Annotated in this window: 9 protein-coding genes; 5 read left to right on the top strand and 4 right to left on the bottom strand. The window is 56.8% G+C overall.

Going from position 1 to position 14,111, the window contains the following annotated elements:
- Nucleotides 1-42: 42 nt before the first annotated feature.
- A complete protein-coding gene (locus tag ACO06L_RS13785; protein WP_064229497.1) occupies nt 43-2,166 on the bottom strand; it encodes a TonB-dependent receptor in 2,124 nt (707 codons plus the stop codon).
- Nucleotides 2,167-2,355: 189 nt separating this feature from the next.
- On the opposite strand from ACO06L_RS13785, the gene ACO06L_RS13780 reads away from it, so the two are divergent.
- From ACO06L_RS13780 to ACO06L_RS13760, 5 genes are all read left to right on the top strand, one after another.
- Complete coding sequence (locus ACO06L_RS13780) at nt 2,356-2,826, top strand: hypothetical protein (RefSeq protein ID WP_064229498.1); 471 nt, start codon at nt 2,356-2,358, stop codon at nt 2,824-2,826.
- Nucleotides 2,827-2,890: 64 nt separating this feature from the next.
- Complete coding sequence (locus tag ACO06L_RS13775; protein WP_202346222.1) at nt 2,891-3,841, top strand: helix-turn-helix transcriptional regulator; 951 nt, start codon at nt 2,891-2,893, stop codon at nt 3,839-3,841.
- 106 nt (nt 3,842-3,947) lie between these two features.
- Nucleotides 3,948-6,101, top strand: coding sequence for a TonB-dependent siderophore receptor (locus ACO06L_RS13770; protein ID WP_064229500.1), 2,154 nt, complete (start codon nt 3,948-3,950; stop codon nt 6,099-6,101).
- Nucleotides 6,102-6,506: 405 nt separating this feature from the next.
- Entirely contained in the window at nt 6,507-8,012 is a 1,506-nt protein-coding gene (gene nhaB, locus ACO06L_RS13765) for a sodium/proton antiporter NhaB (protein ID WP_064229501.1), read from the top strand.
- A gap of 171 nt (nt 8,013-8,183) precedes the next feature.
- Nucleotides 8,184-8,939 (top strand): transporter substrate-binding domain-containing protein, encoded by a 756-nt coding sequence (locus ACO06L_RS13760; protein WP_201257899.1) that lies wholly within the window; start codon nt 8,184-8,186, stop codon nt 8,937-8,939.
- 27 nt (nt 8,940-8,966) lie between these two features.
- Here the strand turns inward: ACO06L_RS13760 and ACO06L_RS13755 are convergent, their stop codons facing one another.
- The 3 genes from ACO06L_RS13755 to ACO06L_RS13745 form a co-directional block, all read right to left on the bottom strand.
- A complete protein-coding gene (locus tag ACO06L_RS13755; protein ID WP_202346558.1) occupies nt 8,967-9,647 on the bottom strand; it encodes a DUF3047 domain-containing protein in 681 nt (226 codons plus the stop codon).
- A gap of 108 nt (nt 9,648-9,755) precedes the next feature.
- Complete coding sequence (locus ACO06L_RS13750) at nt 9,756-10,661, bottom strand: DNA-binding response regulator (protein WP_064229504.1); 906 nt, start codon at nt 10,659-10,661, stop codon at nt 9,756-9,758.
- A complete protein-coding gene (locus ACO06L_RS13745) occupies nt 10,648-14,031 on the bottom strand; it encodes an ATP-binding protein (protein ID WP_202346221.1) in 3,384 nt (1,127 codons plus the stop codon). Before ACO06L_RS13745 ends, ACO06L_RS13750 begins: the two co-directional genes overlap by 14 nt.
- Nucleotides 14,032-14,111 lie beyond the last annotated feature (80 nt).

Genomic DNA, 14,111 nt, shown 5'->3' with positions numbered 1-14,111 from the left:
AAAAAGCCGGGGAACGCCCCGGCAAGGAGACCACAACGAGGGTCAGAAATCGTGCTGATAACCGAGCGTGATGGTTCGGCCACGGCCCCGGAAGTAGTAGTCGTCGCTGGCTCGGGCCGCCTGGGAGTAATAGGTGATGTAGGTTTCGTCCAGCAGGTTTTCGATACCCAGGGAGATTTTGCCCGCGCTGGTCTGATAGGCGAGTGAGGCGTCGAACAGGCCGTAACCGTCAAAATCCAGTGTGTCGCCTTCCACATCCCGGTCCAGGAAGTGGCTGTACTGGAGATGGCTGGACAGGGCCTGAGTCCACCCGGCCGACCAGGTGGCACGGAACGTTTCGGGCGGAACGTTAATGCCCGTCAGCTCCCGATCAACCTGTCCATCACCGTCCGTGTCCGATTTACCTTTCACGTAACTGTACGAGAACCCAAGCTGATGACGAGGATGAATGTCTGCCTCTGCGGTGACTTCCCACCCTTCTATCTCGGTTTTCTCGCGGCTGCCGACCCAGACGCCGTTACGCTCGGTCAGGCGCTCGCCGAAATCCGAATTGGACTGATAGTAGCTCACCTCCAGCCGATAGGCTTCCCAGTCCATGCGAGTGCCGATTTCACGGTTATCTGTCACGATGGGCTGTAACTGCAGGAGGCTGTCAACGTCCTGATTGGGCGTGCTGATACCACGAAGAACCCGGCCAACATCCGGCATCCCGAAACCTTCCGAGTAGTTCCCGTAAACCTGTGCCCAGTCGTTCACCTGAAACACCACGCCAGCGTTGTACAGCGTCTCATTGAAGTCCGGGTTGCCACCGTCGACAACCACGTTGTCCTGGGTCACATTGCTGCGATCAATGGTGGTGTAGGTATCCACCTTGAGTTTGGCTCTTTCGTGGCGGGCGCCGCCATGGACTGACAGGCGGTCTGTAACGCTCAGATTGGCCTGCAGGAATGCCGCGAGGTTCCGGAAGCGGGATTCGGGCACGTAGGTCCGATCCGTTTCGACCAGAACCTGGGTGGTTTCATCCTGCAGCAGATCCAGGCCGGTGGTCAGCGTCAGGTGATCATCGAACAGGCCCTCGCGAGTCAGGGTGAACTTACCCCCTAATTTGTCGGATTCGTTTCGGGTCTGGTCAAACTGGGTATCGCCACTGCCGTCCAGGTAGGGGAAAAAAGGCGTGGTCGCAAATTGCGCGCGGAAAGACTGACGATATAGCTGGGTATCAACGCGGTTGCCCATCCAGTCGTCGTGAGTATAGGAAAGACGCGCTGTTGTTACTTCGTTGTATTCCGGCTCGCCATCCGGGTTGCCAGGCCGGGCTGTTGTTGGGACACCGTTGGCCCGATCACCCGGTACCGGTTCGTAATCGCCATTGCCTTCGAGCCTGAACCGATTGACGAAGAATTCAATATTCTGATCGTCGTCCAGCCAGTAGCCGATCTTGCCCAGAACGTCATGGCTGTCGGAATTCTGTATCTCACCGGGGTAGGCGATCCCGACGATGTCGTCTTTGCCATCGTAGAACACACCGCGTTGTTGGTAAGTGGCGCCACCCAGGTACTCCCAGTTACCGGATTGGCCACTCACACGGTAGTTCAGCTTGTAGCCCTGGCCGTCTGAATCAACGTCGTCGTCCGAGGTCGCGCTAGCGGAAACCGACTGATTCACCTGGCCACTGGCGGGCTTTCTCGTGACAAAGTTAATAATGCCCCCGGTGGCGCCCAGGCCATGTTCAGCACTGGCACCGTGGATAACCTCAATACGCTCAACCATCGACAGATCGATTGTATAGCTGTCGCGGGCGCTATCGCGCAGCGGGTTACTCTGCGGCACCCCGTCAATCAGAAACAGGGGCGACCGGCCACGAAAAGTTTCACCGGCATTGGACAGTTTTTGACGACTTGGCGAGTAGGAGGGGATCAGGTTGGCCAGAACCTGTCCCGGGTCATTGCTAATGGCAAGTTGCTGCTCGATTTGTTCCCTGGAAATGATGGTGGTCTTTTGCGGCATCTGGTCCGCGGTGGTCCGGTTACGTGTTGCGGTGACCACCAGTTCATTCAGGTTTGCGGTGGGTACGGCAGGCGTGGTTTGCGTCTGACCCGGGCTGACTGCTGGAAGTGTGGCCAGCCCGGCCAGAACCACAGTGCGGGCGGAAAAGGTTTTAGGCATGAAGGTTAACTCGTTTTTGATGTATTTGAAGCCGCAGGCAGCAGATGTTGGGCTCCCAGAAAACGCAAACGATAATAATTACGATTAATAAATGCAAATTATGAAACTTGCGGGCTACACACAATGTTTCTCTTGATTCCGATAATAATGATAACTATTATCATTCAAGGAACGAGCGAGGAGAGCCCCATGGAATTTCTATGCCCCAATCACCGTCAGCAATTCGCCGAGCTTCCGCTGGAAGAACGCAAAGACCTCTGGCTTTTCTGGATGGAGAATGCCCAGGCCTGCAGTGAGCAGGGGCAGTGGCGGGACGTTATTTCCCTGTCAGGCAGCGCCTTTGACCTGGCCTGCCTTCACGGCCCCAGAGAAGAATCCTGCATGCACATCGAGCTGACCCTCTCAGCCATTCTGGTATCCCGGGCGCTGTCCGACCGCGGCGACCGGGCCGGTATGGACGCAGTAATCCTTCGGGCACTGGATTGTTTGCAGCAACCCGACTATCACGCCTCCATCGAGGGATGTTGCAACGTCCACGAATGCGTCGCCGTGCTTATCGACCCTTCGCGGCACGCAGACTTCTTTGCTGACTACCTGAACTGGCCCTCTTTGCCATTTGTTCCACGCAAACGGGTAACCATGGTGAGGACGCTTCACTGATCTCATATTTGGAGAATAGAGGCATAGCCTGCAGACCAGGTTGACGAGGCGCGGAGAGGGTAGGTTGCACACATTCAGTCGGGCAGATTTCGAACGTTTCGGGCAGCTTTACGACATTGAATTTCGGTTCCCGGTGATAGCGGGCGACACCAGCACTGATGACCGGATTGTTGCCCGCGGGGAGATTACCGAGCACAGCCTCGCATCGGGTTTTCGCTTTACCTTTTCCTCACTTGAAGTGCTGGAGGGCTACGAATCGGTTTCCTGTGGTCACGCACCATTGCTGGTGCTGGTAGTCCTTGATGGCATCGTTGAGCTTACCCTCGGCTCTGTCGAACACGCACTGACGCCGGGTACCGCTGTCAGCATGCAGCTGCATCCGGACTACCCATTGCAGGCCCACCAGCCAGAGCACCAGCATCTGGAAATTGTTGCGTTGGCGTTCGATCCCCGGGGCGCCAAATTGGGCCATGTCTCTCCCAGCTTGCATGGACTGACCGTTCTTCCTGGAATGCCCCTGCGCCAATGGAAGGTGCCACAGGCGCTCCAGGAGCTGTTACGGACCTATGCAGGCCTCACGATGACCGGCACCCAGAAAAATCTGGTGTTGGAGGGGCTCGCGCTGCAGCTTGCCGGATTGGGTCTGGGAGGCCAAGAGCATGAATCTCCGGAGGTTCCCGTGGTTCCGGTCCAGCAACGTCAACGACTTGAGTTGGTGAGGCAGCATCTGGAGTTTACCCCGGACCATGACCACAGCCTGAAGGACCTTGCGCAAATGGCTGCAATGAGTCCTAGCGGCCTGCGAGCGAAGTTCCGGGCGATGTATGGCGTTCCGGTCTTCGACTATCTGAGAAAATGCCGGCTTCAGTTGGCAAAACACTATCTGGAGCAAGGCTTCAGCGTTGAGCAGAGTGCGAACAAGGTGGGGTACACACACGCGACCAATTTTTCGACGGCGTATCGCCGGGAATTCGGGTTTTCTCCCCGACAACGCAACGTTGACCAGAAAAATTAGCACTCCGCATAGATTTTTTGTTTTCTTGAATACCAAACATCGGATCTAAACGACAATAATTCGCATTACAGTTTATTTTGTAAAGCGCGTTGTTTGGAGCTGATTAATGAATTCGTCCCGTGATAACCGCCAGTCCTTTCTCCCGTCAGGCCTCGCGTTGGCCATAGCCGGGGTTCTGGCAAGCCCGATGTTGTACGCGCAGGAAGCGAACGTTACCGAGCTGGATGCAATTGAGGTATCTGCAGATGGCGCCGAACCGAGCGGCACTGCACCGAGTGATGGTTATACCGCAGAGGCTACCGTCACTGGCACGAAAACAACCACCAGCGTGGTTGAAACACCCCAGTCCATTTCGACGGTCACAGCGGATCAGATCCAGGATCAGAACGCGGCCAACCTGGGCGAAGTTCTGCGCTATACAGCCGGTGCCCGTGGTGAGACTTTCGGTTTTGAACCGCGCACCACCTTTCTGAGAATACGTGGCTTCGATGTGGCCACCAGTGGCTTGTTTCGTGACAACCTGAAACTGGCGAATCCCGGCTTTGCGGCCGGTTACAGCCTGGAGCCCTATGGTGCCGAGCGCATTGATGTGCTGAAGGGACCCTCGTCCGTGCTCTACGGACAGGCGGGCCCGGGCGGGTTGGTGAACTATGTGTCCAAGCGACCTACATTCGACACTCGTCGAGAAGTGCGCGTTGAGGCGGGCACCAACGATCTGGTCCAGGGCCAGTTTGATATCAGTGGGGCGGTGAATGACAGTGATACCCTTGCGGTTCGCCTGGTGGGCCTGGTTCGCGACAGCGAAACCCAGGTGGATTTTGTCAATGACGACCGAAAGTACCTCGCCCCCAGCCTGACCTGGCAACCCACGGACGCCACCCGACTGACGGTACTGGCGCACTGGCAGTATGACGACACCCAGCCCTCCCAGCGCTACCCGTTGCAGGGGACTCTTGAGCCAAACCCGAATGGTCCGATTCCTGACAACCGGTTTACCGGCGAGCCGGGGTACGACGCTTACGAGCGTCGCGAGAGCGCCTTTGGATACGAGTTTGAACACCACATCAATGACCAGGTGGTGCTGCGTCAGAATGTCCGGGACTACCGCAACGATGTCGACGACCAGACCATCTACACCACCGGCTTGCTGGCGGATCAGAGAACCATTACCCGGTCACGCTTTGACAGTTTCGGTCGCATTGACGGCCTGGTCATGGATAACCAGCTGCAGTTGACCGCTCAGACGGGGGCGGCCGAACACACGGTATTGGTCGGCCTGGATCATCAGGATATTGACGTGTCATCCCGGCAGTTCTTCGGGCCCGCCAGTAACCTGGACATCTATGATCCCGTCTATGGCGCGCCTATCCCTGATGCCCCTTTGTTTAAAGACGAGAACGGCCAACTCAAGCAGACCGGCGTTTACCTGCAGGATCAGATCCGGGTAGACCGTTGGACGGTTTCCCTTGGCGGCCGGTATGACGTGGCCCGTTCCGAGACACTCAATAATCTCACCGGCGCCACAGCTAGCCGGGAAGACGAAGCCTTCACCGGGCGTGCCGGTGTCAGTTACCAGCTCGCGAATGGCCTTGCACCCTATGTGAGCTACATGGAGTCGTTTCTCCCCACCACAGGTACCGATGCGGCAGGCAATCCGTTCGAGCCGGAAACCGCACATCAGTACGAGGTGGGCGTGAAGTACCAGCCCAACACGGACACGTTGGTCACACTGGCCTGGTTCGACCTGACCCGGGAAGACTACCTGACCACCAACCCCACCAGTTTTGCCAGTGAGCAGAAGGGCGAGGCCAACTCGCGGGGCCTTGAGATGGAAGCCCGCACGCGTGTGTTCCAGGCGCTGGATGTGGTTGCCAGCTATACCTACACCGATGCCGAGATCACCAAAGCCAGCAACCCGGTGGAAGAGGGCGAGCCGCTGGAATACACACCCGAACATGAAGCGGCGCTGTGGGGCAAATATAACTTCCGGGGCGGTATGCTGCATGGCCTGGGTCTGGGCGCCGGTGTGCGTTACATCGGCGAGAGTTTTGGCGCGGCATTCAACGCGGATAATTCTGCCCTGGAAGTACCGGATGTAACCCTGGTGGATGCCGCTGTTACCTACGACATTGGCCAGGTGTCGCTGGGCCTGCATGCACAGAACCTGCTGGATGAGAAATACGTGGCAACGGCCTTCGACAGCTCGGGCACCTACGGCACCCGCCGTGAAATCACAGGTTCGGTTATTTACCGGTTCTGAGTACATTGCTCTCCCGGCGCACGGACGCGCCGGTTCCCAAAATTCTCTAAGAACCTATCCTGAAAGCAGTTCCCCCGCCAGAAACTGTCCTTCACCGTTGAGATTCACATCCAGGTCAGTTCTATCCAGTGCCTGTTCGTGGTCTTGAGGGGGGCTTTTTTTCATAAAACCACCGCATTGAGCCAGAAATCGGTTAAAATGCGGTCGCTTGCACCGTTTGAATTAAGTAATATTACTAAAAAATTCCGGCGTGGCTGGGCTTACCTTCCTCTCTTGTTGTTATTACGACCAAATAAGGTCTGAAACTCGTACCTTTGGACCATACCCCGGTACGCAAATATCAAGGAAGATTCGGGCCTTCTGCCACACAATACCAATAACCCGTTTTCTCAGAAGATTTCTGTAATGCCCACTACCGTTATTTCCGGCTTTACCCACAATTTCCTTGGCAAAGCGCCCGTCTGGTACAAGCAGGTAATTCTGCTGTTTCTGGTCGCCAACCCGATTGTCATGTGGACGCTCGGTCCGGGAACGGCCGGCTGGCTTCTGATTGCCGAGTTTATTTTTACCCTGGCCATGGCCCTGAAGTGTTACCCGCTTCTGCCGGGTGGCCTGCTGGCGGTGGAGGCGCTGCTGATCGGCCTGACCACGCCGGATGCGGTCTATCTGGAAGTGCTCACCAACTTCCCCGTTATCCTGTTGTTGATGTTCATGGTGGCCGGTATCTACTTCATGAAGGAACTGCTGCTGGTGACCTTCACCCAGATTCTGGTGGGTGTGCGTTCCAAGTCGGCTTTGTCTCTTCTGTTCTGCTGCGCGGCAGCGATTCTTTCGGCCTTCCTGGATGCCCTGACTGTTACCGCGGTGATCATCAGCGTCGCGGTGGGTTTCTACTCGGTTTACCACAAGGTTGCCTCCGGTAAGGGCTATCAGCACAAGGATCATAACGCCGGTAGCGATGACGAGGTGATCGAGCTGCACCGGGAAGACCTGGAGAACTTCCGTGCCTTTTTGCGCAGCCTATTAATGCACGGTGCTATCGGTACCGCTCTCGGCGGGGTAGCCACCATGGTGGGCGAGCCGCAGAACCTGCTGATTGCCAAGGTGGTGGGTTGGGATTTTGCCGGCTTCTTCCTGCATATGGCGCCGGTGAGCGTGCCGGTGCTGGCGGCCGGGTTGTTTACCTGCTGGGCTCTGGAAAAGTTGCGCTGGTTCGGCTACGGCGGGCGCCTGCCCAAACCCGTGCGCCGGGTGCTGGAAGAGTTTGCAGAGAACGAGCGGGCGAAGCGAACCAAGGCTGATCAGGCCGCACTCTGGGTGCAGGCTTTTGCGGCTGCAATTCTGGTGGTGGGCCTGGCTTTTCACCTGGCTGAGGTCGGCTTGATTGGCCTGTTGGTGATCATCCTGATTACCTCATTTACCGGTGTCACCGATGAGCACCAGATTGGTAAAGCGTTCCAGGAATCCTTGCCGTTTACCTCCCTGCTGGTGGTGTTTTTCGCGGTGGTTGCCGTGATCCACGAACAGCACCTGTTCAAGCCGATCATTGACTACGTTCTGTCGCTTCCCGAAGCCCGTCAGCCGGGCATGTTCTTTATCGCCAACGGCGTGCTCTCGATGATCAGCGATAACGTGTTCGTGGCCACCGTGTATATCAGTGAGGTGAAACAGGCTCTGGATGCGGGTGCTATCAGCTATGACCATTTCCAGAAGCTGGCGGTTGCCATCAACACCGGCACCAATCTTCCCAGTGTGGCGACCCCGAATGGCCAGGCGGCTTTCCTGTTCCTGCTGACGTCTGCCATCGCGCCACTGGTTCGACTGTCATACGGCAAGATGGTGATTATGGCGTTTCCCTATATGTTGGTAATGGGGGGGGTAGGTCTGTACATGGTTATTAACCATATTTGACATTCTGTTCGGATTTTTGCGGGCAGTGTCAGTGCAGATTTGCCCGGGTCTGTTAATCTTTGCCTAAACAGACCTCACTAAACGGATTCCATGCACAGTTGCCAACGCCCTTGTTTTGTCTCTGCACTGACGAGCCGGCAGTCGCTGACTAACCGGTTCGTCATCTTTCTGATGCTCACCCTTGCGGCCATGGCGGCATCAGCCCAGGAAGGAGCGAATAAAAAAACATTGCGTGTGGCCTACCTGGAGTTTCCGCCGGTTACCTACCAGGCTGCCGATGGAACAGCGGCTGGCAGCTTCATCGAGCTGACCCGGAAAGTTGCCGCTGAGGCTGGCTATGAGCCTGAGTTTCTCTATTTACCGGTCAGTAGGGTCTATCTTTATCTGAGCAATGGCGCGATTGATGTCTGGCCCGGCGTTACTGAGGTCCCCAATCTACAGGGGAATGTTCTGGAAAGTTGGGTCAGCCCATCCCCGGTGCACCTGAGTGCCTGGTATCTTGATGGAAAACCGCCCTTGACCAACCTCGAGCAGTTGCGGGGCAAACGTGTGATTGTAATCGGCGGCTATACATACGCCGGCCTGCTTTCCTGGCTTGAAGCCGACAGTGAAATCCGGGTTACCGAATCGCCCAATCATCGTTCTGCGGTTGATATGCTGAAGCGTGGACGTGGTGATTACCTGCTGGATTATCGCCAACCGGTCCGGGAAATTCTTATCGAAGGGGCGGATCGCATGCTCCGGGAGTCGGAAGTCCGTACTCGCAACCTGGCCTGGGTTTTCTCGCTTGCCCATCCCCGGGCTGCTCTGTTGCGGGATGAATTCGACGATGCCTATCTGCGCCTTGTAGAGAAAGGTGAGGTGCCGCCGGTACGAGAAATTACCGAGGGCTATACGATCCCGGGTTATCCCGAACAGCTGCGCTGATCGGTTTTGCACACAGAGTACTGATGTTCAGGGGTTTAACCGGATATCCCCATACCAGGCGGTCGCTTTTTCCCCGGTGTTGTCCGAATCCGACATGATGGCAATACCCACCACCGGTGGCGGTTCCTCGCCAAACGCTTCCCGGTAGTCGGCCATGATATCCCGCTCCACCGTGACCCATTCCCCGACCTTATCAGATCCGGAATTCACGGCGATCATCATGGTTTTCTCGGTGTAGGGATTGGGGACAATCTCACCCTCGGGCAGGGTATTGGCCCAGATGTAGTTGAGCGCATTACCCGGAAGGGACTCACCAAATAACACCTCAACCGTCTTGCGCTTTGCGCGCTCGAAAAAGCCGGCCTTGTCGGGCTGGAACTCAAAGGCAACGTAGATTCTGGCAGGGTAATCGTCTCCGGACTTTTCCCGGGCATTCCCCTTTTCGAAAACGTTCGAGACCTTCCAGCGCCATTGCAGAATCAGCGAATCAGTTGGCTCCAGTCTGACCCGTGCGATCAGTCCTGACGCACCGCCGTCCGTGGTCGCCCGCACGACCTGCTGACCGTCTTCGGTTGTCAGTTCATAGCGGCTGAGCTGATCTATCTTGGGGAATTCCAGAGGCTCCCAGCCATCATTCAGGGACTGCATTTCCGAGAAAGGTGTGAGCGGGGATGGTGCCTGTGCCAACAAGAGCCCTGACAGGCCCATCAGAACCAGCACTGATAAAAATGTGGCAGTCTTTCTCATCGCGCTTCTCGCTTTCAGGTTTACAGTACCCCGATGGACAGACGCTATGAGCAAAAGTGCCCGAGGCCATTACTGGATTGCCAGCAAGCGGATTGCACTGGCTGCGGCCGCCGTCCGGTTCTCTACGCCCAGTTTCCGGAATACCTGCTCCAGGTGTTTGTTAACGGTTCGGGGACTCATATCCAGGATCTGGCCTATCTCCCGGTTGGTCTTACCGTTCGCGATCCAGAGTAACACGTCGGATTCTCTCAGTGTCAGCTCGAACCGTTGCCGCAAGGCTGCTGTTGCGCTGTTCTGGTTCTGTGGTGTTTTCAGCCGCAGCAGGTATTCTCTGTTATCCACAAGGGCAAGAAACTCTACCGTTCTGTCGATACCCATGATTTCGACTGGCATGCTGTGGCCCGGCTCGGGACGGTGGCCCAGCCATTGCTCCAATCTGGCACGTACCTCGGGAAATTCGGGATGCGCTGCGTCGGGCAGGTACTGGCAAACCTGTGGCGTGCCCCAGAGCAAATTCGCCTCGCGGTCCACCGCAAACAGGTTCTGACCGGCCGTATCCAGGGCGCTACGAGCACTGCGGGTCATGCGGGCGTTCGTCAGGTGTACATCCATTCTGGCCAGAAGTTCGGTGGTGTTAATCGGTTTGGTTACGTAATCCACCCCACCGGCGTTGAGCCCCATAACAACGTGCTCGGTATCGCTCAGACCGGTCATGAAGATGATGGGAATATCGGCGAACGCGGGGTTCTCTTTCAATCGACGACAGGTTTCGAAGCCGTCCATATGGGGCATCAAAGCGTCCATCAACACCACATCTGGGGTTATATTCTGGCTGATCGTAAGCGCCTGGTTTCCTTCCAGAGCAACGAGCACCGTCATACCTGCCTCTTCCATGGCATCGTTGATCATTCGAATGGAGTCGACTGCGTCATCTACGACCATCACGACAGTCTTCCGGTCATTATGAAGCTTCATGTTCGGCTACCTCGAGTAGTTCAAGAATTTTCTCAAACTGGAAATCGTTGGTGAGTCTGGTGAGCTCAATCGCAAAGGGTTCGGCCGCCTCGCCGCTGTGTTTCAGGTCATGCAATGCCTCAAGCAGGCCTTTCCGGTGTCCGATCCGGGCCAGAGTGGCCAGAGCCAGGCGATGCTCCATTTTGGGTAAAGGCAAAACGCCATGGTCGGGTGCTGGAATAGCCGCCATGGGATCCGGGCTCTTATCGAATCGCCAATTGAGATCCAGCACGCTGGCAATGGTGTCGAGCAACAGGTTCAGCCGAACCGGTTTGATGATGTAGCCATCGTGCAGACGCGGTGAGTCTGCGGCGTGGTGGCCTTCGTTAGCGTCGGCAGAGACCATCACGACAGGCATGGTGTGCTTGTGCTGTCGTAGCATTGCCAGGACTTCCCAGCCGCTTTGGCCCGGCATGGACACGTCGAGAAGCAGAAGGTCAGGGCGTTCGGCCTCAACGGTTGCCAAAACCTGCAGAGCATTGCCAAGATCGACGATTTCAAAGCCCAGGGGCGAGAGCATGGCCCGCATGACCTGGCGGTGGGACACATCGTCATCCACCAGCAGTACCTTTCGCCGCGAACCGTGGTAACCGTAGATGCGCTTGGCCGGCATTGATATCGAGCGGGGTGTCGAAGAATGCAGGCTTGATAGCATCAGACTGACCCGGAAGACACTACCTTGACCCGGTACGCTCTCCAGCGAGATATCGCCACCCATGATTTCCGTGAGCAGGCGGGTAATGGTCAGACCCAGGCCTGTGCCGGCCCGGCTTTGCCCCGGTGTCCGGATACGTTCGAAGGGTCGGAAGATGCGTTCCACATTCTCAGGGGCTATGCCTTCCCCGGTATCGCGTACGGTGAACTCGGCGACCTGACTGCGATAACGCAGGGTCAGGGAGACGCCGCCCCGATCCGTGTATTTAATGGCGTTGGAGAGAAGGTTGATCAGAATCTGGCGCAGCCGCTTCTCATCGGTGGTGACCATTTCCGGAAGCGGGTTGGGGCAGTGGTAATCGAAGGCCAGGCCTTTATCTTCCGCCTGCAGGCGGAACATGGTCACCAGTTGCTCCATCAGCAGCCCAATCCTGACCTGATCGCGGTGCAGGTCCAGCCGGCCGGCTTCAATTTTGGAAATATCCAGCAGCCCCTCAATCAGATCGGCGAGGTACTCACCGCTTCGGCGTATCACGCCGAGGGCTTCCTTGCGGTGGGAAGGGATGGTCTCGTCGTTTTCCATCAACTGGGCATAACCGAGGATGGCATTGAGTGGGGAACGGAGTTCGTGACTGATCCCCGTCAAGTAACGACTTTTTGCCCCGTTGGCGGCCTCCGCCTGTTCCTTTGCCTGCTGAAGAGCCTGGTCGGTCCGTTCGTGGGCGACGATCTCTTCCATCAGGAGGCGATTCTGGCGTCGGGACTCTTCCTCGGCCACCACCCGGCTTTCGTGGGCGAGCACGAACAGCCAGCAGATCACGCCGGTTACGATCACCAGAATGAAGAACACTTTCCACAGGGTCACCGACAAAAGAATGCCTTCAGCGGGTGAAGCGACCGGCGTCTTGAAATAGATCAGGGACAGCAGCAGGCCGGAAAGGCCGTTGATGAGCACCAGCAGGCTCAGAAAATGCCCGAGCCTTGAGCGCAGAACGGCCAACACCGGTTTTGGCATCAGGCTCCCGAGAAAATGATTAAGCTGTTCCTGATATCCGGCCCCCGGTTTGCAGGCGTCTGCGCAACGGGCATCGAGTGAACAGCACAGTGAACAGATGGTGCCGTCATACGCGGGACAATGGGTGAGATCTTCCGGTTCGAAGTGATGTTCACAAATCGTGCATTGCACGAGCTGATGGTCAGTAGCGATGGGGACAAATGGCCGTGCTGTGTAGAAACGGCCACCGGTTTTCCAGGCGATCAGAGGCGCCATGATCAGCGCGACTCCCATGGCGATAAAATGGGAAAGAGCCTCCGGATAGACGCCCAGTATGCCGGTGTGGCAGATGATGCCTACTACAGAGGCCGTCAGCATGGCACCAACCCCGACCGGGTTGATGTCGTACAGGTGGGCACGTTTGAACTCAATGTGTGCGGGACTGAGCCCCAGTGGTTTGTTGATCACCAGATCCGCCACCAGCGAACCAACCCAGGCAATGGCGACGATGCCGTAGAAACCCAGGGTTTCCTCAAGCGCCCGGTAAACACCCAGTTCCATCACCAGAAGGGCAATGGCGACGTTGAAGAACAGCCAGACAACTCGTCCGGGGTGGCTGTGGGTGAGTCGCGAGAAGAAGTTGGACCAGGCGATGGAGCCGGCATAGGCATTGGTAACGTTGATTTTGAGCTGGCAAAGAATGACGAATATGCCCGCCATCGCCAGGGAGATCTCGGGCGAATGGGTAATGTAATTGAAGGCGATCAGATACATCTGGGTGGGATCAGCCGCCTCCGAGGCGGTAACGCCCTGTTTCAGGGCAAGAACCGCAAGAAAGGAGCCCGCCAGGATTTTCAACATGCCGATCACAATCCAGCCAGGTCCGCCTGCCATAACGGCGGCCCACCACCGTCGTTTTTCCCGGGCATTGCGGGGTTCTGGAATGAAGCGCAGGAAATCCACCTGCTCGCCGATCTGGGCAATCAATGAGAAAACCACAGCCGCCGCAGCCCCGAACATAACGATGCTGAAGCCACCGGAATCAACCGGGTTAAGTCCCTCGAACTGTGTCCAGTCGCTGACTGAAGAGGCATCCGCGTAAACAATGAAAACAAAGGGCACCAGTTGGAGAAAGATGAAGGCTGGCTGGGTCCAGACCTGGAACCGGCTGATCGTGGTGATCCCGTGGATTACAAAGGGAATGATCACCACGGAGCAAATCAGGTAGCCCAGGACCAGTGGAATCCCGAACAGCATTTCCAGCGCCATGGCCATGATGGCGGCCTCGATGGCGAAAAAGATAAACGTGAACGAGGCGTAGATCAGCGAGGTGATGGTGGAGCCTATATAGCCAAAGCCGGCACCGCGAGTCAGCAGGTCAATGTCGACGCCGTAACGGGCCGCGTAGTAACTGATCGGGATGGCGGTGAGGAAAATCACCAGACTGACGGCCAGTATCGCGGCGACCGCATTGTCGAATCCGTAGTGGAGGGTAATGGAGCCGCCGATGGCTTCCAGTGCCAGAAAGGAGATGGCGCCCAGGGCTGTGTTGCTTACCCGGGCCGCGGACCAGCGCCGGGCACTCTTGGCGGTAAAGCGAAGCGCATAGTCTTCCAGGGTCTGGTTGGCTACCCACTGGTTGTAGCTGCGCCGAACCCGAAAAATATTCTGTCTTGCCGCCATGACTGCCTTGCCTTTGGTGTTTGAGTGCCCCGCGTTAGTGCAGCTTCAAGCTGAAATGCACAGGATGAGAAAGCCGGAAC

Origin of the sequence: Marinobacter sp., from assembly GCF_965229985.1 — a bacterium.
Classification (GTDB): Bacteria; Pseudomonadota; Gammaproteobacteria; order Pseudomonadales; family Oleiphilaceae; genus Marinobacter.
The sequence above is the reverse complement of the archived record's forward strand: the minus strand, read 5'-3'. Positions and strand labels throughout refer to the sequence as shown.